Source organism: Paenibacillus sp. FSL H7-0703 (assembly GCF_038003485.1).
Lineage (GTDB): Bacteria > Bacillota > Bacilli > Paenibacillales > Paenibacillaceae > Paenibacillus > Paenibacillus polymyxa_B.
Window position 1 is genome coordinate 2,607,434 of the sequence record NZ_JBBOPF010000001.1, and the last position, 23,929, is coordinate 2,631,362.

17 protein-coding genes are annotated in these 23,929 nt (G+C 46.0%); 5 read left to right on the forward strand and 12 right to left on the reverse strand.

The annotated features are described in order from the left end of the window. Window positions 1-58 precede the first annotated feature (58 nt). Window positions 59-2,485, forward strand: coding sequence for a UvrD-helicase domain-containing protein (locus MHB46_RS11380; protein ID WP_341162380.1), 2,427 nt, complete (start codon window positions 59-61; stop codon window positions 2,483-2,485). 266 nt (window positions 2,486-2,751) lie between these two features. Here MHB46_RS11380 and csaA read toward each other — a convergent pair whose 3' ends face one another. Both csaA and MHB46_RS11390 read right to left on the reverse strand, forming a co-directional pair. Next, entirely contained in the window at window positions 2,752-3,084 is a 333-nt protein-coding gene (gene csaA, locus MHB46_RS11385) for a chaperone CsaA (RefSeq protein WP_053324545.1), read from the reverse strand. Between the two features lie 56 nt (window positions 3,085-3,140). Next, window positions 3,141-4,046, reverse strand: a complete 906-nt coding sequence (locus MHB46_RS11390) for a DMT family transporter (RefSeq protein WP_341162381.1) — start codon at window positions 4,044-4,046, stop codon at window positions 3,141-3,143. Between the two features lie 157 nt (window positions 4,047-4,203). On the opposite strand from MHB46_RS11390, the gene MHB46_RS11395 reads away from it, so the two are divergent. After that, a complete protein-coding gene (locus MHB46_RS11395) occupies window positions 4,204-5,097 on the forward strand; it encodes an AraC family transcriptional regulator (protein ID WP_322172567.1) in 894 nt (297 codons plus the stop codon). A 325-nt stretch (window positions 5,098-5,422) separates the two neighbouring features. Next, complete coding sequence (locus MHB46_RS11400; protein WP_341162382.1) at window positions 5,423-7,393, forward strand: glycosyl hydrolase; 1,971 nt, start codon at window positions 5,423-5,425, stop codon at window positions 7,391-7,393. A gap of 219 nt (window positions 7,394-7,612) precedes the next feature. On the opposite strand, the gene MHB46_RS11405 is transcribed toward MHB46_RS11400, so the two are convergent. The 6 genes from MHB46_RS11405 to MHB46_RS11430 all read right to left on the reverse strand — a co-directional run bounded on the left by MHB46_RS11405 (window position 7,613) and on the right by MHB46_RS11430 (window position 16,949). Continuing rightward, window positions 7,613-9,292, reverse strand: coding sequence for an ABC transporter substrate-binding protein (locus MHB46_RS11405; RefSeq protein WP_341162383.1), 1,680 nt, complete (start codon window positions 9,290-9,292; stop codon window positions 7,613-7,615). Window positions 9,293-9,330: 38 nt separating this feature from the next. After that, window positions 9,331-10,269, reverse strand: a complete 939-nt coding sequence (locus MHB46_RS11410; protein ID WP_165178879.1) for a carbohydrate ABC transporter permease — start codon at window positions 10,267-10,269, stop codon at window positions 9,331-9,333. A gap of 14 nt (window positions 10,270-10,283) precedes the next feature. Next, the gene (locus MHB46_RS11415; protein WP_069010822.1) at window positions 10,284-11,240 is read right to left on the reverse strand and encodes an ABC transporter permease; all 957 of its coding nucleotides are present in this window, start codon (window positions 11,238-11,240) and stop codon (window positions 10,284-10,286) included. A gap of 87 nt (window positions 11,241-11,327) precedes the next feature. Continuing rightward, the gene (locus tag MHB46_RS11420) at window positions 11,328-12,878 is read right to left on the reverse strand and encodes a response regulator transcription factor (protein WP_341162384.1); all 1,551 of its coding nucleotides are present in this window, start codon (window positions 12,876-12,878) and stop codon (window positions 11,328-11,330) included. Further along, the gene (locus MHB46_RS11425; protein WP_341162385.1) at window positions 12,875-14,656 is read right to left on the reverse strand and encodes a cache domain-containing sensor histidine kinase; all 1,782 of its coding nucleotides are present in this window, start codon (window positions 14,654-14,656) and stop codon (window positions 12,875-12,877) included. The genes MHB46_RS11420 and MHB46_RS11425 overlap by 4 nt, the downstream gene beginning before the upstream one ends. Window positions 14,657-14,765: 109 nt before the next feature. Beyond that, entirely contained in the window at window positions 14,766-16,949 is a 2,184-nt protein-coding gene (locus MHB46_RS11430) for an alpha-galactosidase (RefSeq protein WP_069010820.1), read from the reverse strand. Window positions 16,950-17,190: 241 nt separating this feature from the next. On the opposite strand from MHB46_RS11430, the gene MHB46_RS11435 reads away from it, so the two are divergent. Further along, window positions 17,191-18,030 carry an AraC family transcriptional regulator gene (locus MHB46_RS11435; protein ID WP_069290994.1) on the forward strand — a complete coding sequence of 280 codons (840 nt, stop codon included), beginning with the start codon at window positions 17,191-17,193 and terminating at the stop codon, window positions 18,028-18,030. A gap of 163 nt (window positions 18,031-18,193) precedes the next feature. Here the strand turns inward: MHB46_RS11435 and MHB46_RS11440 are convergent, their stop codons facing one another. From MHB46_RS11440 to MHB46_RS11450, 3 genes are read right to left on the reverse strand one after another with little or no spacing between them, the layout of a single operon-like run. Continuing rightward, on the reverse strand, window positions 18,194-19,078 hold the full coding sequence (locus MHB46_RS11440; RefSeq protein ID WP_023986814.1) for a MetQ/NlpA family ABC transporter substrate-binding protein: 885 nt from the start codon (window positions 19,076-19,078) through the stop codon (window positions 18,194-18,196). A gap of 25 nt (window positions 19,079-19,103) precedes the next feature. Next, window positions 19,104-19,874, reverse strand: a complete 771-nt coding sequence (locus MHB46_RS11445; RefSeq protein WP_165178874.1) for an SDR family NAD(P)-dependent oxidoreductase — start codon at window positions 19,872-19,874, stop codon at window positions 19,104-19,106. Window positions 19,875-19,879: 5 nt separating this feature from the next. Further along, complete coding sequence (locus MHB46_RS11450) at window positions 19,880-20,341, reverse strand: S-ribosylhomocysteine lyase (RefSeq protein ID WP_029515967.1); 462 nt, start codon at window positions 20,339-20,341, stop codon at window positions 19,880-19,882. 274 nt (window positions 20,342-20,615) lie between these two features. Between MHB46_RS11450 and MHB46_RS11455 the strand changes: the two genes are divergently transcribed. After that, on the forward strand, window positions 20,616-21,416 hold the full coding sequence (locus MHB46_RS11455; protein ID WP_061829985.1) for a GTP pyrophosphokinase: 801 nt from the start codon (window positions 20,616-20,618) through the stop codon (window positions 21,414-21,416). A 144-nt stretch (window positions 21,417-21,560) separates the two neighbouring features. On the opposite strand, the gene thrS is transcribed toward MHB46_RS11455, so the two are convergent. Continuing rightward, the gene (gene thrS, locus MHB46_RS11460) at window positions 21,561-23,474 is read right to left on the reverse strand and encodes a threonine--tRNA ligase (RefSeq protein ID WP_013308583.1); all 1,914 of its coding nucleotides are present in this window, start codon (window positions 23,472-23,474) and stop codon (window positions 21,561-21,563) included. Window positions 23,475-23,929 lie beyond the last annotated feature (455 nt).

Below are 23,929 nucleotides of genomic sequence, written 5' to 3' on the forward strand. Positions count from 1 at the left end.
AAAACTACCCCCATTTGTGAAAATGGAAGATTTTAAGAACGAAAGGGGTTTCAGGATTATGGACCCAAATCCTTCTTTTTACCCCCGACCCATCGGGGTTCCTTATTCAACGTCGAGCCCTCAGGCACGTCGTGCTTCCATGGATACCAGTATAACGCTGGTGCCCGACACCGACCAAGACTCGGCCTATTTTCGTGCTTTAGAGAACGCCGGCATTCACCTGAACCGCCCGCAGATTCAGGCCGTCCGCCACGGCAAAGGCCCCCTTCTGACCCTTGCAGGGGCTGGCTGCGGCAAAACCACAGTGCTGGCTGCCCGCGCAGGCTACCTCATGGCGATGCGTGATGTCCCTGCATCGTCCATTCTACTGGTGACCTTCACCAGCAAGGCAGCTGCCGAAATGAAACTGCGCATCGCAGGATTACCCGGTGTGCGCCCTGCCGCTGCACGTGCAGTTCAGGCACGCACGTTTCACTCATTCGCTTTGGCGATGCTGCGTCATCGTGGCGTGCAAGATGAAGTGTTCGGTGAAACGCAGGCCCAGCATACCGTCATGAAAATGATGCTGCGTCAGCTTGGGCTCAGCGAGGCTTTCCAGCCGGAAAGCCTGCTGTCTGCCCTCTCCGCCTGGAAAGCGGAAGGCCGCAGCGCGGACGAGCTGCCGGAAAGCGTGCGCGAGGAATCGGATGCCAAACGTGCCATGCTCGCTTATGAAGCGTGGAAACAGGAACGCAATAAAATGGATTTTGACGATATTCTGCTGCGTGCCTCCGCACTGTTGCGTGACCCGGATGTGCTTCAGCCGCTTCAGCGGCGTTTTTCACATATCATGGTCGATGAATTTCAGGATACGAATGCCCTGCAATATGAGATGGTGCAGCGATTGGCTGCCCGACATCGCAATCTGATGGTCGTCGGGGATGATGATCAGACGATCTATACCTTTAATGGGGCACGCCAGGAATCCATTCTGGAGTTTGACAAGGTTTATAAGGATGCAAAGGTCATTACCCTGGATATTAATTATCGCAGCGATGCGCGGATTTTGGGGCTGGGCTCTAACATTGTCGCCAAAAATGTCCATCGACGCTCCAAACGTCTTTCGGCTGCCGGGCGTGAAGGCTTGCCGCCGCAGTTTGCCACCCCATCCGGACCCGAGGAGGAAGCGGGGCATATTGTTACTCATCTACTCGGGCAGGTAGAGGAAGGTCGGCTGCGCTACCGGGATATCGCTATTTTGCACCGGACAGCCAGCGGAAGCCGATCTATTTTTGAGCAATTAATTATGCGGGATGTCCCATTTATTCAGTACGGAGCAGGGGCTGTATTTTATGATCAGTCCCTGATTCGTCCCTTAATGGATCACCTGCGCTTGTCGCTAAATCCCCGGCGTATGGAATCCATTCCGAGCACCCTCGGGCCGCTGTACGTATCCCGTGAGGCGGGGATGGAATGGATTATGCGCGAGGAGAAACAGCAGGCTAAAAAATACCCGCTGATTCATCTCAGCCGCTGGGATCGACTACGTGATTTTCAGCGTGAGCAGGTGAAAGAGCGTATTCGTCTGATTCGCAGTCTCACTACAATGAAACCTGCCTATGCCATTCAAGAAATGCGGCGCGTCTTTTATGACAAATATTTGGAAAGCGGAGATACGGGCGCGTGGACTCATTATAAGGAAACGATGCAAGAAAGTCTGGAGGAGCTCGAAACGGCAGCCAAGCGGTTTGACACCGTGGAGGCGTTCGTCAGCTTTGCGGACGAGCTTTCCGAGCGTCACCGCCAAATGGAATCGCTGCGCAGAGAAGAAGACAGCGATGCAGTTCGGCTCATGACGATCCACCGCGCCAAAGGGCTGGAATTCCCTTGCGTATATTGGATCGGAGCCAGCGAAGGCATTCTGCCGCACAGCTCGGCGCTGCACAGCGAGCTTCCGGAGGATCGGCGGGCAGGCGCCGCCCCGACTACCGCTGTGGATAACGAGGCAGCGCTTGAAGAAGAGCGCCGCCTCGCTTATGTGGCCGTCACCCGGGCGAAGGAGTCGCTATACATCACCTCTCCCGCCTCTAATCATGGCAAGCCTGCCGCCGTGTCACGCTTCCTGCTGGAAGCCTATGGAGTCACTCCTGAGGCTTCCAAGCCAGAAACGCGCCGCGGCAGCTTCGGCCAACCGAAGGGTGCTTCCGGGTATAGCAACCGTGCTGGCGCTGGATCGCCAGCGTCTGGCACAGCGACCCGCGTGAGCAGCAGGCCGGGACCAGGCAGCGCTGCGGTACGGACGACCTCGTCGGTGGCAGGGTCTCCGGCGGAGCCACGCATCAGCGTGCCCGTGTGGAAATGCACCGACGGCGCCTGCAAAGCGTGGATGCGGCGCGACACAACAAGCGGACGCCGTACAAGTGCGGCTAGCACGGGCACGCCGCCGGTGTGCCCGCTCTGCGCCTCCCCGATGACAGAGGGGACACGCAGCATCCCAGCCAGATAGGTATAAGGCGTATAGCTGGTATTGGAGAACTGTGCTTTTACTGGACTGGTGACACTCGTGATTTCCAGCCTAACTGTTGCAGATTTTAATGAATCAAATAAGCTTTAGACAGACCAATAAAAGAAAAAGCGGCAGACTAGGACGTGAAAATAAAGTCCTAGTCTGCCGCTATCTATTTCAACTTGCTATTGAAGAATCGTATCCCGTTAGTTCAATGCCTTGCCTGTTGTGAAGTTATATATTTTAATGATTAAACAAGCGCTCTATCACCCAATAGGTGTTCCGTTAGGTAGTTTGATATCCGGTTTCAATAGAACCACATCCCCCTTTTCAGGAATTCCTCCAAGGACCAATACCTCTGACTTAAAGCCTGCTATCCGTCGAGGTGGAAAGTTGACTACACCTATGATTTGTTCCCCTATAATATCTTCAGCCACATATCTTTTTGTAATTTGTGCACTCGAAGCTTTTATTCCGATATCTTGTCCAAAATCAATTTCAAGTTTAATAGCAGGTACTTTTGCTTCTGCAAAGAATTCAGCTTTAATTATGGTTCCAACTCGAATATCTAGTTTCAAAAAATCATCAATCGTTGCCATCTAAACATTCTCCTCATCTATTGTTTTATTCAATTTCGCGATAATGAATTTCAAATTTAATATTTTGCAACCGTAGTATACTTTAAAGATTTTGCCCAAAAATACATCCCCATACCGAATAAAGTCATGATTCCACCTATGAATTGAAATGCAGAGATTATTTCTCCCAAGAATAAGTAGGCGAGAATTATGGCAAGAACAGGCTCTCCAATAATACCAACTGAGACTGTAGTTGCACCCATTGATTTCAACAACAGATTAAAAATATATTGTCCAAAAATAGTTGGGATTACTGCAAGTAACAAGAAATAAATCCAATCCGACGAGTCATATTCGATCAAGGCATAATGATTCAACAAATTGTAGACCAGCATGACGCTGCCACCAATAAAAAAAACAATAACACTATATACATTTGCATTTATTTTGTGACTTACTTTCTGTCCTGCCAACATATATGCTGAAACCAAAATTGTTCCTACTAACGATAATCCATCTCCGATTAATGCCTCTCTCGAAATCCCTATGTCTCCCCAAGCTATAATGATTGAACCGACAAGAGCGGCGATCAAACAAAGAAGGGTCAATATGTTTGCTCGTTCTCTGAACATAAAGTATGAACCCATCATTACAAATAAAGGCTGTAACGATAGAATGACCATGGAGCTCGAAACTGAGGTATATACTAAAGATTCCATCCAGAATAAGAAATATAACCCGAGAAAAAGACCCGCAATGAAAACGGTACTCCAATCTTTTTTGTTCATTTCTAAGGAACGGAACATTTTCCAAGGTACAAAAGGAAGCATTATGAGTACTGACATATACAATCTGTACATCCCAGCCACAGAGGTTGGAGTATCAGAGGATTTTATCATGATGGATGAGATAGAAACAGACAATATGCTGATTAAAAGCAAGATATACGGATGAAACGGTAACGACGATTGATTTATTTTCACATGTACGCCTCCAAGATGTCTTATCCAATCGCCTGTGCACAGGATTGTAATGATAAGCCGAAGATCTGGTATAATAATATCACCACTTTTATTTTATTTGTGTAACTATATCTTTAATTTATATAGAAATATCGTCATCAGAAGGGACCTCGCTAAAATGGAAAAACAATTGCATGAGACCATTCTATATCCCGATGTTTCATTTCCATACATCATGTACACCCATACTATTCATGCAAGTAATCCTGAAGGTAGAGGGTTCAACGATTTACATTGGCATGAGGAACTACAAATCACTTTGGTTACCAAAGGAAAGCTAGTGATACAAGTTAACGGGATTGATCATGAATTAGAAACAGGTCAGGCCATTTTAATTAATAAAGGTGTTCTTCACGTTACTACACACCTTACACATAACGGTCAATATGTCAGTTTTAATTTCCCTGAGAAGCTGTTGGCCTTTTATGCAGATAGTGCGATGGAAAAAAATTATGTACTGCCTTATACAAACTCTCTCTTATTGTCATTCGTAATCAAAGGAGATGTTGAATGGCAAATTCAAATATTGCAAATGCTTTGGGATATGAAACAGAAATTTGATATGAAAAAAAAGTGGGGCTGGGAATACGAGGTTTCCATCAAAACGGCACAATTATGGTTAGTCTTAATATCTAATATTTCGCTGTCTTCTGAGGAAGCACCTAAATACATGAAATTGCAACAGGAGCGACTTCAATTGATGCTCAGCTTTATCCATCAAAACTACTCAGACAATATAACACTGCAAGAAATTGCTGCTATAGCACATTTAAGTATTTCAGAATGCACTCGTAGTTTTAAGAGAACTATTCATATGACACCTTACGACTACTTAATTAAGTACCGTATCAAGAAAAGCAGCGAGTTATTAATTTCAACAGATTCTACAATAACTGAAATAGCCCACAGAGTGGGGTTCAATCATGTAAATCACTTCATTCAGTCTTTTAAGAAACATCATAAAAAAACACCTAAAGAATTCCGGAAATTTAGAAATGAATTCATCAATTAAGGAAGAATTCGTTCAGCAAATTTCGCCCAGACAAATTCAGAAGATATGAAGTTTGTTTACCATCGGAGTTAAAAATCCATAATTTAAGGATGATTTCTTCCGAAATTCATTGTATGGTTCCTGCCTTGCCTCTAATTTATGATGAAATTAAAGCGAGGTGATGAACTAAAAAACTTAAAAGGAAATATTGAAAACGCATACAAATAAAGATGGGATTATGGAAGCAGTTGTTAATTATTTAATTTTTTTATTTTTGAAAACGGTTTCTTAAATCTGCGCCATAGAACAATTAAGACGGTAACATCTAATTCAAGGAGTGAGTCATATGCCAGATCCGTGGAAAAGAAGATTTTTCGGTATTCTTAGTTTTGTTCTCTTATGTTTTTTGTTGGTATCTCTCGATTTAATTTCAAGCTTAGCAAAAGCAGAATCAACTAACTTGGTCACCAATGTTGAAGACGAAACGACGATGGGTGCAAGTCAAGATTTATCCACTAATGGCAAATCTCCTTCTACAGTTGTCAGCTCCAAGGATGCAATTATTCAAGGTTACGGCGTAGAAAAACGGGATACTCCCTATACAGGCGATACACTTTATAAAGGCGACGGCTATGTATCCTTCTTTTATGATTATGACCCAAATTCGGGCAAGTCTGACGGGACGGCTACGTTTAAAGTGAATGTGCCGACAGCAGGTCTATATAAGCTGAGCCTCGGTTACTATATTCCGGCGGACACCGGCTCCAAGGATACCAGCTTCGAGGTCAATGGTACAATGGCTGAAAGCATAACGCTGGTTCCCCCTCCGGGAGGTGCGGTTGTAAACGAGAAGTTGGTAAGCAAGATCATGTTGAATGCCGGTACAAACGAGGTTACTTTTTCAAGAGGCTGGGGATATTACGGGATCGAATACGTGAAGGTTGAATTCGCCAGTTTGCCTGCTACAAACATCAAAATTGAAGCCGAAGACGGAGTCATTACTGGTAAGGTCAGCACTGAAACCGCCAGCACGGGCTATTCTGGTACCGGTTACGCAGCCTTTAAAGGCACAGGGTCGTTAACCCTTGCCTATAACGCAGCTTCAAGTGGTCTTTACAATCTTGCAATCGGTTACAGTAATCCTAATAGTGACAAAAAGACCCATATGGTGGTCAACGGTCAGGCAAGCGAAATATCCCTTCCGACAACAGCAAGCTATACCGAGGTATCCGGCGGTAAAATCATGCTGAATTCGGGAAACAATACAATACAGTTCAATGTCGACTTGGGCCAGTATCATATCGACTACATCAAGCTGTCAGCAGTGCTCCCCCCGAAACTGCATCAGATTGAGAAAAAGCCGGTAAACCCGAATGCGACTATGGAAACCAAGGCACTCATGAGTTATCTCGTCGAGGGTTACGGGAGCAACATTCTTTCCGGTCAGCACACTCTGGAGGATGCCCAGTGGATTAAAGACCACACCGGAAAGTACCCTGCCATGTTATCAACGGACATGATGGATTACTCCCCCTCTCGCGTCGAGCACGGTGCCACTTCAACTGAGGTGGACAAGGCGATCCAATGGGCCAAAGAAGGTGGAATTGTCACGTTTGTATGGCACTGGAATGCCCCTAAGGGTCTACATGACATTCCAGGCAAAGAATGGTACCGCGGATTTTACACCGAGGCGACTACATTCGACGTTCAATATGCGCTTAATCATCCCGAGTCGGAAGAATATCAGCTTATCCAGCGGGACATTGATGCCATTGCCGCTCAGTTGAAACGCCTTCAAGACGCTCACGTTCCGGTGCTGTGGAGACCACTGCACGAGGCGGAAGGCAGATGGTTTTGGTGGGGCGCCCAAGGGCCAGACTCCGCAAAGCAGCTGTACCGTATCATGTACGACCGTCTAACACACTACCATCACCTGAACAATCTGATCTGGGTATGGAACTCCGAGAGCCCCGAATGGTATCCGGGGGACGATGTCGTCGATATTGTAAGTGTGGATATCTACAACCCGGCGGCTAATTACGGTCCAAGTATCGGCAAGTACGACAGCTTGGTGAATCTCGTGCAAGACAAGAAGCTGGTTGGTCTGTCCGAAAACGGTCCAATTGGCGATCCCGAATTGCTTCAAGCATATTCAGCGCATTGGCTCTTTTTCACCACATGGACGGGCGATTTCGTCCGCAACGGACAATATAATTCCCTGGATCATCTCATAAAAGTGTTCAACAGCGATTACGTGATCACGAGGGATGAGCTTCCTCAAGACCTATTTACTTCCTCCAAGAATGAAGCGGAGTAAGGCGCTCCTACGGGACTCACCGTACCGTTCCACCCAGCACTATGAAGCAGCGTAGAAGCCTGTCGCTAAAGAACAGCGGCCACCTCAGAAAATAACCGAGGCGGCCGCTGTTGGTTTGTAACTTGAACGAATGCAGTCTATAGCAAACCTTAATGAAAAAGGACCGTCTCCTCTCCAATTGGAAAGTGGAAACGGCCCCGTTCTTTTATGCAAAACGAATTAATTGGTGGACCATAGCTTAATCCGGTTTTGAATATGTTTGGTAAAGGATTGTTCCATTTCTTGTACTCCGGCTTTCTCCAGCTCTGCCATATAGGTATCCCAAACCTTATCGAAGTTTTCCGGCTTGGTCATGACAGCTTCCGGAATTCGTTTCCATGTAATATCCTTCATCTTGGCTCCGAGAATAACAGCCGGATCGTCATTGGGGAGAGACATCGTGTAGGCTGCTCCGTATGCTCTCGGTTGGAATTCTTCTTCTTTTGGGAATAGATCTTTCCAATGATCAATCTTATAGGCCTTTAGGACTTCCTTCTCCGACTTGTTATAAGTTGCTGTCAGCATCTCCGGATAACTACGAGTAAAGTAGTTGCCGGTGGAGTCCTTGATGCCATCACCATAATGGACCGACAAGTTCCAATATAGACCGATTCCAGATTCTTTTTGGAAAGCTGCATTGTCATTGTTCATCCGTTCCAGCACAGCCGGAATAATCGTCCGTTTGCCGTCTTTAACCGTGTAATGCTTTCCTTCAATCCCCCAATTATTCAGGATTTGCCCCTCTTCCGATGCCAGAAAGTCGAGGAACTGGATAGCGCGTACCGGGTCCTTGCACTTGCTAGAGATCGAGATTCCATATCCCCCATCAAAGCCAGGAAGCCAAAAGTTGGTGTCCTTATATTCCTTGCTCATGGTGACTGGATAATGACCGTACGTTTGGTCGAATTTGCCCTCCGCTTTTAGCGCATTTTGCCCATCGCCATAGTCCCATTCTGGATCGGCAAGGCCAAGTACGCGGCCTGAAGCCACCTTCGCCTTAAACTGATCGGTCTTCTGCACGAAGCTTTCCGGATCCAGCAATCCAGTGGCGTTCATGTGATTCAACCAGCGGAAATATTCTTTTTCTTCCGGTCGGCGGAAGTGATAGGTCGCTTGATGTGTTTTTTGATCAATGTAGTATTCGCCGTCGTCTGGTCCCCCGGTCGTTTGGAATCCTGAGTTTGTTACCTGGTACATATGCCAATCGTCGGCATTAAGGGACAATCCGATATTTTTATTGCCATTTTCGTCCGTCGGATGCTTGGTGATATAGTCCTTAATGACTTTTTCAAAATCCTGTACCGTACGAATGTCGGGGTATCCCGCTTCCTTGACGACACGATGCTGGAGTTTAAATCCTACGTCGGGTTTGATTTTTTTCTCTTCTACAGCGGACCAAGTCGGAATCACATAGATCGATGGGTCGTCCAAACTGTACTTTGTCCGAACAAGCTTATCTCCCAGCATTTTTTTGATGTTCGGTGCGTGCTTGTCGATCAAATCTGTCAAATCAATGATTGCGCCAGCATCGACAAGTTTGCCGACATCCGCCTTAGCAGCGATTAAATCAGGATAGTTTCCTGTGGCTGCAATCAACGAAATCTTTTGGACCGGGTCTCCGACAGCGAATTCAGCATCTAGAGTTACTCCGGTTTTTTCAGCGATGACCTTACCGACTTGATCCTTCATGCTATTCCAATTTGTGCTGGAGTCTTCCGAAAAATAAGTAAGTGTGATGTCTCCTGTTGTTACGGCCTTGGTAGCCTCAGACGGATTATTACCGCTGCACCCTGCAAGGGTCGCGACTAAAGTCAGTGATATTACGAAAGATACGACCATTCTATTTTTTCTTGGCTTCATGGAGCAAAACCTCCCATTATAATGAATGTTGCCTCGTGTTAGCTTTTTACCGCCCCGAGCGTCATACCTTTAACAAAATATTTTTGTAGAAAAGGATAGACGATAAGAATTGGCACAGTAACAATGATGGTGATTGCCATTTTGACCGATTCCGGGGATACCTGTGCCATACGCTCGGCCATATTGGCAGCGTCCTGGGAATTGGTTGCGCTTGTTGTCGTACTTTGCAGAATTTTCATCAATTCATATTGCAGAGTCGTCAACGATTCGTTAGACCCATTAAACAGATAAGTATCGAACCAAGAGTTCCATTGCCCAACTGCCAAGAAGAGCGCTACGGTCGCTAATGCCGGTTTGCAAAGAGGAAGAATAACGCGCCAGTAGATCGTGAAATCGTTGGCACCATCCAGCTTGGCTGATTCCTGTAACGCATAAGGCAGACCATCAATGAAGGAACGAATAATGAAGACATTAAACGCACTTACAAGACCTGGTAAAATATAGACGGCAAATGTATCAATTAAATGCAATTCCTTCATCAGGATAAAACCTGGAATCAACCCTCCAGAAACATACATGGTGACGGCCAGAAAGATGGAGATGAACCTTCTAGCTTGAAAATCACTTCGTGCAAGCGTATAGGCAAGCATCGAGCCGCTGACCAAGCCCGCTACGGTGCCAATGACGGTTCGCAGAAAGGAGATTTTGAATCCAGTGATTAACCCCTCATAGGTGAAAATCAAGTCGTAATTCTTCAAAGTAAATTGCCTTGGCCAGATGGTGATCCCACCTCTAATGGTGTCTACCGAATCGTTAAAAGAGATAGCTAGCACATTTAAGAACGGGTAGATCGTCAGAACGGTGACCACAATCATGAAAACATAAACAACTATCCCCAGGATTCGGTCTTGTGGTGATTTCGCCTGAAGCTTGTTGTTTAATCCGCCGACCGGCGTAGTGCTTTTGACAGCCTCCATGTCCATTCTCCTCCTTACATAATGCTCTCGTTGGTATAGCGCTTAAAGATTCCATTAGCCGCAAACAATAGGATCAGGCTTATCACCGAATTAAAAATATTAATGGCCGTTCCGAAAGAGTAACGTCCCATTGCCAGACCATAATTAAGCGCATATAAATCAAGTACTTCAGAGTAATCAATGACCAGGTGATTGCCCAGCAGAAATTGTTTCTCGAATCCTGTACCGAGCAGATGACCAATAGACATAATTAGGAGAATGATAATAGTCGGCCGGATCCCCGGCAGCGTGATATGCCACATTTGCTGTAATCGGCTAGCGCCGTCCACCCGCGCAGCCTCGTATAATTCAGGACCAATACCGGCGATGGCAGCCAGATAAATAATGGCGTTCCACCCCGTTTCCTTCCAGATGTCTCCGAAAGTTACAACCCACCAAAATAATTTACCTTGGGCCATAAACTGGACTGGCTGATCGATGATGCCTAGACCCATGAGCATATCGTTTACGACACCGCCATCCGCTGAAAGCATTTTGGTGACAATGCCTGCAGCAACCACCCATGAAACAAAGTGCGGCAGATAAGATACGGTTTGAACAAATCGTTTTATCACTTGTATGCGGACCTCGTTGAGCAATAGAGCAAAGACAACGGGTACAATAAAACCAGCGACCAGTCCCATAAGGCTCATAGCCAGCGTGTTCCGCAGTACTTGGTAGAAATGATCATCTTGGAACAAAGTACGAAAATGCTCCAAGCCCACCCACTTCTGTTCAAAAAAACTCAAACCGGGTCTGTATTTCTGAAATGCCATTGTCCAGCCCCATAGCGGCAAATACTGAAAGATAAAGACCCAGATCACAAACGGAATGGACATATAATAAAGATACCTTTGGCTTTTAAATACCTTCCAAGCATTCCGCTTCGGTTTTTTGTATACGTTTTCCGAATTTGCTGTTACCGCTTTCATTTTTTTTCATCCCCTCTCTTAAATCCATCATAAAACAGAGGAGAGTCAGAGCCCATACAACGGATTTCGGGAAAAATCATCCACAAATTATGGATTTCTATATTCCGACGGTGAACAGCCTTCGTACCTTTTGAACTTGCTATAAAAGTAGTTAACACTTGTATAGCCGACGCTTTCAGCGACTTCGTAAACTTTCATTCCCTGGTCCAGCAACTCCTTTGCCTTGTGGATACGGACTCTGTCCAGATAGGTGTTAAAGTACTCCCCAGTCTTGTTCTTGAATAGCTGGCCTAAATAGGCAGTACTATAGTTTAGTAGTCCAGCCAGCGTTTCCAGCTTCAGGTTGTCTGTATAATGACTGTGAATGAAGTCGATCATTTTTTTGAATTCCTGCTCCTTTCCACGAGGTTCGGAGTCTTTCGCCAAAGCTAGCAGGAAACGGTAGGTCTCTTCCAAAAGATCATGTAAATGATCATGCTGGTATATCCCATTCAAAAAACGGGAAACTTCCTCCGTCTCTTTCAACTCGATACAGAAACCCGCGGTCAGCTTATGAATGACCGCATTGGACATAAAAAAGAACGACTCTTTGATTGACTTCTCATCTTGCCCCTGTTGGAGAAAAAATGCAGCCGCCTCGTTCAATAATGGCAGTATTGCGGTTTGGTTTCCTACTTCCAGACTGTAATACAGGCGGAAGATGAATTCCTCCATCGTTTCCTCAGCTTTATCAGCAGACAAGCGGGGGGAATCCAGCGCAGGAGAAAAGAAAGGATACGGACCTAGCAGTCGGTTCTTCTCACTGAAAAAGGATTGTTTTACCGCTTCCTGGGCCTTTAAAAAAGATTTACAAATATCTTCAGGAGCAGATACTGCCCCTCCGGTTGCAGCGACGAACCTAACATTATCCGCAGCATTACGAATCTCATTGTGCAGAATTTCACGCCGTTCTCTTCCACGCAACGGCGCGTTGAGCAACAGGACTGTATACGGTGGGATTACTGTGACAAGCCCCATCATCTGCCCCTCGATCTTTGCCTTCAATCCATTCGAAAGCTGGTATGCGACATCAGAACGGTCCACTTCAGAAACACGCGGGTAGACGACCACGACTTCGTAGTTGCTCCACAACAAATCCGCTTCTATTGCCTTACTTCTCAACTTGGCCGGATCTTCAGTTCTCTCTTGAGGGACGAGCAGGCTATGCAGGTATAAATCCCGATTTATAACCTCTCTCTTACGCCACTCCCCTTGAAGACGCTCCTCTTCGATCCGCTCGCGTATCCGTTTTAAACTGGACGACATTTCATCAATGTCGACCGGTTTAACGAGATAGCCGAATACCCCATATTTGATCGCTTGTTTGGCATACTCAAAGTCGGCATATCCACTGAGGATCATAAAGTGCAAATGATGACCGTTGGATCTCAAGTGCTCAATCAACTGTAGGCCATCCATAACCGGCATGCGGATATCGACGATTACGACATCAGGGGCTTTTTCCTCGATGACTTCCAGTGCTTCTTTTCCATTGGCTGCCGTAGCTGTAACGATAAATCCGAGGCTTTCCCATGGGATCAGCGTTTGAAGCCCTTGACGAAGCTTCGGCTCATCGTCAACGATGACTACCTTAATCATTTGGATTCACCTCCAGGTATGAAAAACTGAATACAAGTGCCTTTCCCAGGCTCGCTCTCAATATGTAAAGCACTTGAGGTCCCATACAGTAAGACTAAACGATCATTTACGTTTCGTAGTCCAATTCGCTGGACCTCCTGTTCATGTACGGATGCAGCAAGCTCTGCTTGTACTAGGGCGAGACGATCGGCCGTGAAACCAGCGCCGTTGTCACATACCATAACTCGAACCCCCTCCGGGATTTCCTTAACTTTCACTTCAATGACAGCTCCTTCTGCTTGATTATCCAGACCATGTACAATGGAATTTTCCACCAATGGTTGGATAATCAGAGGTGGAACCAACATTTTCTCCAAATTTGGATCAACGGTTAAGCGATACTCCAAACGGTCTTCATACCGAAACTTTTGAAGATCGAGATAACAGCACACTTGCTCAAGCTCTTTACGCAGTGGAATCTTGTCGTTACCAGCCTCCAGACTGCTGCGCAACAACGCGCTCAACTGCCAGACTGCTTTAGCGATATCGTCCTGTTGGCGAATGTGGGCCTCCATTCTGATAGACTCCAAAGAATTGAAGAGAAAATGCGGATTGATCTGGCTTGCCAGCATTTTGAACTTGATCTCGTTTTGTCTTTGCTCCACGAGACTTTTCTGGCGATTCGTCTCTTGAACCTCCTGAACCAAATCGTTCACGCTACTGACGAGCGCGTTAAATTCCCTCGATAATAGCCCCACTTCATCTTTCCCATCGATATGGAGATAGGTTTCCCATGAGCCCGCCCCTACTTGGGTCATATGCTTGCTCAAGCGAAGAAGCCTTCTGGATAATAGCGAAGCAGAAGCATAGATAAGCAAGGCTGCAAATATCAGGCTGGCTGTGATCGCGATTCCGCCAAGCCATATCACTTGATTAGCATCTCGGGTAATCTCAGAAACGGAAAAAATGGAAATAATGCGAAGTCCATTCCAGCTGTTCTGTGGAGTTAGATTTGCGATCACCACTTTCGATGCTTTTCCGTTAATGAGTGTGTTGTAACTTCCTTCCTGTTGGAAAAGTATATTTTCGTCGGCATGAATTTCAGAAAGATTCTTCCCAAACAACTCTGCTTCATTGGACGCGACAATCTGATTCCGGTTATCCACGATTAAGGTAGGGAACGATTCCTGATTCAGGATTGAATTTAATTGGCGCTGGTTAACATTTATGACCAGAATCCCTTTTCGCCCTGGTGAATCCACTGAAAATGAACGAATCAAGCTGAGATAATCAGCATCGTCCCTCTCATCCTTGATTAAATTCCAGCCGGCCAATCCTTTCTGCGCGATGGCCTCCTTGTACCAATCTGCGGTTGTGATTCTTTCGTCCGGCTGGATAAATTCCCAATTATTAAGTGCTCCAGGATTAGGGACATAGACACGGATGCCGGATATCTCTTTGTACAATTGGAGGTAGTCACGAATACCTGTATACTCCCGGTAGGCCTGAATGACTTCGATGTAGCTGTCATACTTTTGGCTGGCTACCATTTTCATCCAATTGTCATTGGTTAGCCGATACGAGATGTCCAGCGGCACTTTGATCAGTTCTTCTGTACGATTTCGGACCCGCTCGACATTGTTGGACACTTGCATAAAGGCGTCCTTAATGACGGACTCTCGAAGCTTCCCCGTCAGAAACAGGCCACATAACAGCAAGGGAAGAACAGCTACCGAAATGAATGTAAGCGTCATCTTCTTTCTCAGTTTCATGTCATTCATCATTCGTATAAAAAACATGGCTTCCCCCTCCTCGATCAGTACTGCTGCTGCACGCAAAATGCCCCTTTTCATACAAAAAGGGGCATAACTCAATCGATTTTTTCTCTTTCGGCAGTTGTACTGTCCTTTAAGCCTTACCGGGCTTTATTGCCCGAAGCCTGAACCATCCACTTTCATAGTCTTTTTGTCTGTAGAGAAGAGGGAGGCCCAACTTCATAAGCCGATCCCCCCCATGGATAGACTTTTGCCCGCTATTTCCTGACTTAACTTCATATTCGAGCTCTGGATTTAGTCCGTCAAGGCGCAGGGCTCGCCAAGGCGCGTTCGGAACAGCCATCACTTGGAAATAGTAGACGATGGCATCCTCTTGGTCTTCAGAAACAAACATCCAAGCCGATTCGTTATCTTCAAACGGGCTCTTTAGACGATACAAGTCACCTTTCTGAACTAAGCCACGTATCTGCTTATATACTGCGATTTGGCGTTTGACCGTCTCTTTTTCCTCATCGGTGAATTTCGTGAGATCAAGCTCATATCCAAAATTTCCGGACATGGCCACATCACCTCGAAAATCAAGGGGTGTTATGCGTCCAACTTGATGGTTCGGAACTGCTGACACATGCGCTCCGGTGGCGCTTACAGGATAGACAAGGCTAGTTCCATATTGAATCTTCAGGCGTTCCACCGCATCGGTATTATCACTAGTCCAGACTTGAGGCATGTAGTAAAGCATGCCTGGGTCAAAACGTCCTCCGCCACTTGAACAGCTCTCGAAAAGAATATGCGGAAATTCGGTGGTGACGCGCTCCAGCAGCTCATACAATCCAAGAACATAGCGATGGGCAGTCTCAGATTGGCGCTCCGGCGGCAGAGCTGCGGAACCGATTTCCGTCAGGCAGCGATTCATATCCCATTTCACGTAAGAAACTGGGGCGCTGGAGAAAATGGCAGCCAGCGAATCGTAGATGTAATCGCGTACTTCCTTGCGAGTATAGTCCAGCACCAACTGCCATCTGGCTTCACTGCGTCGCCGTCCTGGAACGTGAAGGCACCAATCTGGATGCTCCCGGTACAACTCGCTGTCTGGAGAGATCATCTCTGGCTCAAACCAGAGCCCGAACTTAAGGCCCAGCCGATTGATACGGTTCGCGACATCCGCGAGTCCGTCTGGCAGCTTCCGACGATCCTCGTACCAATCGCCGAGAGACGAATTGTCGGAATCCCGTTTTCCGAACCAACCGTCATCTAAGACAAAAAGTTCGATGCCTAGCTCTGCCCCCTCCTTCGCTATCGATACCAACTTATCTGCATTGAAGTCAAAATAGGTAGCTTCCCAGTTATTGACCAGAATAGGGCGTTCTTCATCCCGGTATTTCCCTCGGCAAAGTCGAGTCCGATACAAGCGATGATACGTCCGCGACATATCTCCCAGTCCTTGACCGGAGTAAACCATAACGGCTTCTGGCGTTTGGAAGCTCTCCCCTGGGCTCAGTAACCACGAAAAATCAAAGGAGTTCACGCCGATGCTAAACCGTGTAGAGCCGAATGAATCTATTTCTGCTCCCGCCTCAAAGCCCCCGCTGTACACGAGGCTAAAGCCGAATACCTCACCATAGCTTTCCGTTGTTCCCCGAGTGACCAATGCAGCAAAAGGGTTGAGTTGATGGCTGCTCATGCCCCTTTTACTATCAATTCGGGTTTCACCTTGAAGAATCGGTTTGCGGGTAATATTCCCCTCCCGAGCCCATGCTCCCGAAAGATACATGAACTCTAAATCGCTTTTACCTGAAAAATCGACACTGGCACTTAGAGCACGGAGAAGCCGAAGATTCTTGGCTCCCGCATTACTCAAACGAGCCGAACGAGCGATTACGTTTCGATCCGTGAAGACGGTATAAAGAAGAACAACTTTAAGGCCTGAAAAGTCATCTTGTAACTCCAGTTCCAACGTATCCGCTTCGCCTTCATTTTCGGTATATACGGCCGGAAGCCCGGTTAATGATGGCTTTCCCTTAGTGATTCGGTAGCCATTATACTTTAACTCCGTGATACGAGTTCCATCCTCAAGCTCTACTTGATACGCCGGGTTACGGAAGTCCCCGCTCCCATACTGCGGATATTCTTGCGGCAACCGATCCAATCCAACCATTGCAGGAGTGTGAAGCAATAGATCGGCCATGGGTTCACGGTGCTTCAGCCTGCCTCCCCAATATACATGTACAGGAAATCCATCTACAATCTGAATAATATAACTCATGTCCGACGACTGCAAATGAAACAGCCCCGTTTGCTCTTGAACAATGATACCCATGGAAAAATAACCCCTTCCTCTAGATCATACCTCTCGGAAATCCGCACCTAAAAAGGTACATAGAAGAACCTTTTTGTAGCAGCCATCAACTAAGTTCACATGGTGTAAAGCTTGATAATCTCCTCATAATATTCGCAATAGGTTCTATAGAAATGATATATTAACTTTAGATATGAAGTACATGGCATGGTGCTCACTATTTATGTTATAATGCTTGATAATTTACATAAGGAGATTTAGCGTGATAGAATATTTGCCGCGTAGTAAACAGCATTCTGAATTGTATCTAACTCAGTTTGGCATAGAGGAATGCATACCGAGTCACTTTTTTGGACCTGCGATAAGAGATCACTATCTGCTTCATTATATTTTGGACGGAGAAGGTACCTTCGAGGTCGGTGGGTTCAGTTATCGCTTGCGGAAAGGACAGTGGTTTCTAATCTGCCCCCAGGTCATTACTTATTATCAAGCCGATGTAGTGAATCCTTGGTCTTATTGCTGGTTTGGATTTGACGGGGCACTGGCAGAAACACTCCTCAAGCAAGCAGGTCTAACGATGACGCGTCCAATCCTCAACTTTGAAGGAGACCATTTGATTCATCAGTATTTGCAGCGAATGAACGAATCAAGTGAATGCCATAAAGCTCGGGAAACCAGACTGACCGGTCTGCTTTGCTTAATGATATCGGAGCTTATAGAATTCGGTCCGGTAACACCTCCCGAACAAAAGGAAAGCCGGTCGGAAATTTACGTGGAAAAAGTGAAGGATTTTATCGAAATGAATTATGCTCAGAAAATTACCATTGAGCACATTGCAAATTTTATCGGACTCAATCGAAGCTATTTATGTTCGTTATTCAAACAACAAGTGAACACAAGTATTCAGGATTATTTGGTTCGCTATAGGATCAACAGAGCATGTGAAATGATGGGAAACGCTGAACTTTCGATCGGTGATATTTCCCGTTCAGTCGGCTATAACGACCCTTTACTCTTCTCAAAAATTTTTAAAAAGGTAAAGGGACTCTCCCCCAAACATTATCGAACCGAAACCCATACTCAAACTCAAGTCGACTACTAAAAATACAATCACTGGCTCATGTGGAAGATGGGAGACATCAACTCAACGTTTGTCACATATTCGGCGTGGAGTCCAAGAGCAGAGATGACTTCTACCCGACTACCGGTACGGGGCTCTTACGAACAAAAAAGATCAGCCAGAAAAACTGGCTGATCTCATAAGTTTATTTTGTTGTAGTTTGTCCTTCCAAATAAGAAACCGGCTCTTTAACCTCTACTTTGGTGCCGCCAAATTCATCTTTAATGTATTTTTGAGTATCCTCGTTATGATAGAGATCCGCTAACTTTTGCAGCCCTTTGTCATTCGCCTTATCAGATGAAGTAACCAGAACGTTAATATTATTTTTGGTTGCCTGACTGATCTCCTCATGGAACAAGGAATCTTTCAGTACATTCAGGCCCCCTTCTAAAGCAATCGTATTCCCAATTAGCACCAAGCCTACATCTTGAATCACTCGTGGTCCTGTTTTGTCATCAATGAGTTCAAATTTCAGGTTTTTAGGATTGCTAGTAATATCATTGACTGTACCCAAGGCATCATTAAAGTCAGCCTTAAGCTTAATCAAACCGGATGCTTCCAATAACTTTAAACCTCTTGCCGTATTGGCTGGGTTATCTGCCAAAGCTACCAGAGCCCCGTCGGTCACTTCATCGATGCTTTTGAATTTTTGCGAATAAATCCCCATGGGTTCCAGGTAGGTTGTGGCTATAGCCTTCAAATCAGCTTTGCTCTCTTTGTTATAGCTAACCAGGTACGCCCACGATTGGAATGCATTCACGTCTACTTCGCCTTCTTTGGTCGCATTGTTCGTTTCGATTCCGCCGTTAATTTCTTTCACTTCAATGTCCAGCTTGGCATCCTTGGCGGCCTGAGACTGGGCAATATGCTTCCAGATCTGGGCGTCAGAGCCCATGGAGCCGATGACTACTTTTTGCGTTTCCGAACCGGAAGCGGCGCTGGAGCCATTGCTGTCTGAACTTTTATTACCGCATCCTGCGGCAACCAATAATAAACTAATCCCTAATAGTAAAACGAACGATTTCTTCATGTTGTTTTCCCCCAGATCATGTATGCTAGTGCATCGTCATTCCACCTGTAACATTAATCGCTTGTCCTGTCATATATGCTGAGAGCGGACTGGCCAGAAACAGCACCACATTGGCGACATCCTCCACCTCGGCCGTTCTCCCCAAAGGTACCTGTGAACAATCTTCTTCGTATATTTCTTGAGCGGTCATTCCGCGAATGACGCCCCCTTCAATCCGTTCACGATGTTTCATCGGCGTTTCTACGATACCTGGACAAACCGCATTCACCAAAATTTGATGCGGAGCAAGCTCAATGGCCATCACCTTGGTCAAGCCAAGAACCGCATGTTTGGAAGCACAGTATCCGCCCATGGCCCGATATCCATTTTTTCCAGCCTGCGAAGCAATTTGGATAATTCGTCCTGGTTTGCGCGCATCCACCATTTCCTTGGCAAACCGTTTGGACGCTACATACAGCCCAGTTGAATTGATCGAAAATACTTTCTCCCAATCAGCTAACTCACTATCAATGACATAATCCATCGTAGAAGTACCAGCACAGTTCACCAATATATCAGGAACTCCCGCCTCGCTGATTAGTAGATCGCACCATCTTTCGATATCATCCGGTTTGGATATGTCCAATTGCGTTTCAACCAACTGTGGATTGACCACTCTATACGGCTCTTCATAAGAAATATCAGCAGAAATCACTTTAGCTCCGCTTTGAATGAAAAGCTCTACAATTCCCTTGCCTATGCCTGACTTGCCGCCTGTCACTACCGCTGTCTGATGAGATAGGTCAATCGAAATCATAGATTTTAAAGTACTCTTTCGAAAGGATCGCGGCTAATACCAGCTTCCAATACAATCTTCACATATTCCTGCGCGGAAAAAAGAGAGTGGTCCTTGTAGTTCCCACATTCCAAAGCAGTAACAGCCGGAACCTCTGTCGTTTCCAGAATTCTTTTCAAAGTTTTTTCCAAAGCGAGTGCAATTTCCTCTGGCTCGTGTTCATTCCACAAAATCAAGTAGAACCCCGTTCTGCATCCCATAGGAGAGATATCAATAATTCCTTTGATTTCATCTCTCAGGTACGTTGCTAATAAGTGCTCCAGCGTATGTACAGCTGCCGTCGGAAGTGCATCTTCATTGGGTTGCAAAAATCTCAAGTCATACTTTTGTACTGTGCTTCCTTTTTCGTCATGCTCTACTCCCGCTGCTCTTACATAAGGAGCCTTTACAATCGTGTGATCTAATTGAAAACTTTCTACTTTTGCCATTTTTCTTTTCCTCTTTTCTGTAATTTATATTTTTAATCTAATGATGGATACTCTACATTTGTGTTTTTTTAAAGAATTAAATGCTCCAAATCAGCATTTTTGTAATTATACATCGGATTACTCGGTTTTACCACTATAATTCTTGTCGTATTTCTTTTTTCTTTGAACGTCTCTCCTTTGCCTGTAGGTTTTGACATAGTGTACAATGTATACGATAATGCATTTTTACGAAAAAGATCGAGGACATCATAAGCCTCATTTAGGAGAATGCTCTGTGAATGAACCGGATTGGAAGCACCTGAATGCTGTCCCATTACCCTTGCAGGAATTTCAGCTACAGCTGGATCAAAACAGTGTCGACGCCAAGCAACTAGAGGAGTGGAGAAAGATTCCCGTCCTTTATCAGCTGGCTCTGGAGGAATTAAAGAATAAAATTAAGCTGATTCAGACGGAATGGAAGCTGTTAGACGGTTTTAGCCCGATTGAGCATATTAAAACCCGGATCAAAGAGCCCCACAGCATCGTGGAAAAGGTTCGGCGCAAAGGGCATGAAGTGACCTTGGACAATATATTGCGTGAAATTCATGATATCGCGGGAATGCGCGTGGTATGCGCTTTTGTGAAAGATATTTACCGTCTGATGGATCATCTTCACACACGGGAAGACATTCGTATTCTGGAGGTCAAGGACTATATAGCCCATCCTAAGCCCAACGGCTACCAGAGCCTGCATGTCATTGTGGAAATTCCGCTGATCCTGTTTGAAGGCACACGCTGGATCAAGGTTGAAATTCAATTGCGCACATTGGCTATGGATTTCTGGGCTAGTATGGAGCATATTTTGTACTATAAGTTCGATAAGAAAGTGCCTGAACATGTCGTTAATGGATTGACCGAAGCCGCACGTGCAACCTACGAGTTGGATCAGAAAATGCTGAAGTTGCGCGGCGAAATTTTATCGCTTAGCGAGGAACAGGATGCGGAAGAATCCCCGGCGAAACAATCCGAAGAGACGTCCTTGAAGACACTCTCCCTCCCTGCAGATCACGCCACTTCACGGCCACAAACCTGCTAAAGATAACTTAAGAATTCAGTCGAGGCTGCAACAACTATGGTTCATTCTTACGCTGGATTCTTATGTATTGGGTACAAAAAAGAGCCATCAAAACCACGTTCATCATGGTTCTGATGGCTCTTTTACACATTTTCTGATCAAATATTACTGTTTCTCGCGAATCTCTGTGCTGATTTTCTCAACGATATCCGCAATGCTGAGTGATCCCAGATCGCCTTCGCCGCGTTTACGAACCGCTACAGTACCGGTTGTTTTTTCATTTTCCCCGATAACGAACATATATGGAACCTTCTCCAATTGCGCCTCGCGGATTTTATAACCAAGCTTCTCATTGCGAGTATCCACTTCGACGCGCAGACCTGCTTTCAGCAACGCATCCTGTATCTCATTGGCAGTCTCGATATAGTTCTCGGATACTGGCAACAGCTTCGCATGAACAGGAGCCAACCACAATGGGAATGCACCTGTAAAATGCTCAGTCAGGATGCCCATGAAGCGGTCAATCGAACCATAGATGGCACGGTGAATAACGACTGGACGGTGCTTCTGGTTGTCCTCGCCCACATAAGTCAGGTCGAATTTTTCAGGCATTTGGAAGTCCAATTGGATCGTTCCGCACTGCCAGCTGCGTTTGAGCGCATCGAGAATGTGGAAGTCAATTTTCGGACCGTAGAATGCTCCATCTCCCGCATTAATACGGTAGTTGATGCCCAGGTGATCCAGCACGTTTTGCAGAGCTTGTTCCGCTTGATCCCACAGTGCTGGCTCGCCCATAAAGTCATCTGGACGTGTGGACAATTCCACTGTGAAGTCAAAGCCAAACACACTATACATTTCGTTAATCAGCTTAATTACGTCTGTAATTTCTTGTTCAATCTGACCTGGTGTGACGAAAATATGCGCATCATCCTGACAGAATGTACGAACACGCATCATACCGTTCAACGCGCCGGACAGCTCATGGCGATGCACTTGTCCAAATTCGGCTATACGAATTGGCAGATCGCGGTAAGAGTGAAGCTCATTTTTAAACACAAGCATATGCCCTGGGCAGTTCATCGGTTTCAGAGCAAATGTAGTTTCATCCACTTCGGAGAAGTACATGTTTTCCTTGTAATGCTCATAGTGTCCCGATTGTTCCCACAGACGGTTGTTCATCATCAGCGGTGTACGTACTTCCTCATAGCCATGCAGACGTTGAATGTCACGGGAGTAATCTTCCAATGCAGTGCGGACAACCATACCTTTAGGCAGATAGAACGGCATGCCTGGTGCTTCTTCGGAGAACATGAACAGTTCCAGCTCTTTACCCAGCTTGCGATGGTCGCGTTTTTTCGCTTCTTCCAGCAAATGCAGGTGCTCATCCAGTTGTGCTTTTTTCGGGAATGCTGTTCCGTAGATACGTTGCAGCATCTTGTTGTTGGAATCGCCTCTCCAGTATGCACCCGCTACACTCAACAGTTTAAATGCTTTGATACGGCCAGTAGATGGCAAATGCGGGCCACGACACAGGTCAAAAAATTCGCCTTGATCATAGATCGTAATTTCCGCTTCTTCCGGCAAATCACGAATCAGTTCCAGCTTCAGTGGATCTTCCAACTCTCCAAAAATACGAGTGGCTTCCTCACGGCTGACCACACGACGTGTAATCGGCAGATTTTCCTGTGCGATCTTCGTCATTTCCTTCTCGATCTTGGCCAAGTCGTCAACGGACAATGGGTTTTCGATATCAATGTCATAGTAGAAGCCGCTGTCGATGACCGGACCGATACCCAGTTTCACGTTTTTCTCACCGTAAATGCGTTTGAGCGCCTGAGCGAGCAAATGCGCTGTACTGTGGCGATAAATTTCCAGACCGTCTGCACCGTCCAGCGTAATGATTTCAAGGTCAACGTTCTGATCCAAAACGGTGTTCAGATCTACAGCCTTCCCGTTCACTTTACCTGCTACGGCGTTCTTTTTCAGCCCGGAGCTGATCGAACCCGCCACGTCGGCGATCGTTACGCCCTGCTCGTACTCGCGTACGGCTCCATCTGGCAATTTCACTTGAATACTCACGATTAAAGCCTCCATTTCAAATTGTGTTCTATATCAAAATTGAACGCAAAAAAAACGCCTCTCTCCCTCAAGGGACGAGTGCGTTCAGCTCGTGGTTCCACCCTAGTTCGGCCCGCTCCTGTGCGTACATTTATGTTCATCGGAACATGCTCATGCACGACATGCGTGACCCTCCATTGGTATCCGTTAACGGGGATAAAGCGGTAGGCGCTTACTGATGTTACTGCCAGATTACACAGCTACATGTTCAACGTCACGGCTACAAAGGGGTAACTTCACATGCGGTTGCCGGAAAAGCTCTCAGCCTCGTCTTTTCTCTCTGAACGGCCCTTCAAGGAAATCATGTCTTTGGTCAATGCCTTGAATATCACTATATGCTACAGCATTATAGATCAAATTCGCAGGTATTTCAAGTGGGCGTTTATGTAATTTCATGCCTCCTATGCATCAGCTAG